Origin of the sequence: Thiolapillus sp. (assembly GCF_048562965.1) — a bacterium.
Classification (GTDB): domain Bacteria; phylum Pseudomonadota; class Gammaproteobacteria; order Chromatiales; family Chromatiaceae; genus Thiolapillus; species Thiolapillus brandeum_A.
In genome coordinates this window covers 1-1,726 of record NZ_JBHNMF010000647.1, presented here as the reverse complement: position 1 = coordinate 1,726, position 1,726 = coordinate 1, and the positions used below count along the sequence as shown (strand labels likewise).

General features: G+C 38.7%; 2 protein-coding genes. Both read left to right on the top strand.

Annotated elements, in window-relative coordinates:
• On the top strand, positions 1-694 hold a 694-nt coding region (locus tag ACOCD2_RS18785; protein WP_419614681.1), incomplete at its 5' end, for a hypothetical protein.
• 73 nt (positions 695-767) lie between these two features.
• Positions 768-1,499, top strand: a complete 732-nt coding sequence (locus ACOCD2_RS18780; protein ID WP_293650469.1) for an ion transporter — start codon at positions 768-770, stop codon at positions 1,497-1,499.
• Positions 1,500-1,726: the final 227 nt, after the last annotated feature.

The window sequence follows — 1,726 nt, the reverse complement described above, 5'->3', positions numbered from 1 at the left end:
TTATCGTATTTTGCTAGGTTTATGGAAAAGGAACAAAAACGAAGCTGAAGAAAACCATCGAAAAGCGCTAGAGAGATATGAACAACAACTTGAATCATGGAAAAGACGAAAGTCAATACATGAGGAAAAAGAAAAAATAAAGCAAAAAGAGTTCCCAATCCTTCTTTCTCAAGACATAAACTTAATGGAGTCTGTGTTGCGTGAAGCAATTGATTCATTGTCATGGCCAAGAGAAACTATAATCTCTTATGAGATTCGCAATGATGGTAAAGATATTTGGCTTGATGTGGATCTTCCAGAGATTGAAGATATTCCAAATAAAATAGCCACAATCGCAGCAACCAGACGAAAACTTAATATCAAGAATAAGTCTAAAAAGCAGCTACGCCTCGAATACTCACGTCATGTTCATGGTATTGCTTTTCGTTTAGTGGGTATCACTTTTGCCACATTACCAGAATGTAAATATGTCATAATATCTGGATACTCACAGAGGCTAGAATCGGCAACAGGAAAGATTAACGATGATTACCTTTTTAGTTTTAAGGTGGATCGAGAAGGGTTTTCAAATATTAATTATTCTTCTCTTGAAAATGTTGATCCAGTGGCGGCAATGTCATCTTTTAATCATATAAGAAAAATGACTGCGACTGGGATATTTAAACCAATTACACCTTTTGATCCTGAGAATTAATATGTGTTCTAACGCACACTCTGACTCAGCCTCTGAGCCCAAGCGTTATGTTGCCAGATGAAGTGTTTAGCATATGAAAGAAAAGATTGCCGCAATTATTGATGATCCACAATCTTCCAAAGGAAGATTGTTTGCGTATGTAATGCAGGCTCTGATTATTACTTCATTGATCACATTTTCAGTGAGTACATTACCAGATATATCAAATTATACAATTCGAGTGCTAAGGGCTATAGAAATTGTAACTGTTCTGATATTTACAGTGGAGTATTTAGCTAGAATATATGTGGCGAATAATAAGATAGCATATATCTTCAGTTTTTATGGATTAATAGATGTTTTGGCAATTCTACCGTTTTACATTTCTTCTGGCGTTGACCTTAGAGTATTAAGAATATTTCGCCTTCTTAGATTGTTCAGGATTCTTAAACTGTTTAGGTATAATCAGGCAATTGGAAGGTATCATAGGGCATTCGTTATCGCAAAAGAAGAGCTTGTATTGTTTTCAGCGGTATCAATGATACTATTATACTTGTCTTCGGTAGGTATTTATTACTTTGAAAATACAGCACAACCAGAACAATTCAAATCTGTATTTCATAGTTTATGGTGGGCAGTGGTAACACTAACCACCGTAGGCTATGGCGACATTTACCCCGTTACGGTAGGTGGGCGTATTTTCACATTTATTGTGCTAATGGTGGGCCTCGGAATAGTGGCAGTACCAGCGGGGCTCGTTGCATCGGCACTCTCACAGGCTCATTCTGAAGAGAATACGGATAAGGTCGAAAAAGATGAGATATAGGATGCCTGTAAATACGTTTCTGGAGGTAACTAAGGCGAAAAAGGGGTTCTCCGTTATTTTAAAGTCCCCGATAGGGGATCCGTAAATCCCACGCCTTTAGGCGGTAGGGCAAGCGTGTCTTCGACCTCGTGATAGATTTTGGGACATCCCAGTCCCCAAAATCGACTCGGCCTTTGACAACCTATTGGTGCCCCAGCCGTCCTGGTCACCAAGCACTACGCAACAAC

What these genes read in the sequence shown, in the direction of transcription:
- ACOCD2_RS18780 (WP_293650469.1), top strand. Translation starts at nt 768, where the DNA reads ATGAAAGAAAAGATTGCCGCAATTATTGATGATCCACAATCTTCCAAA.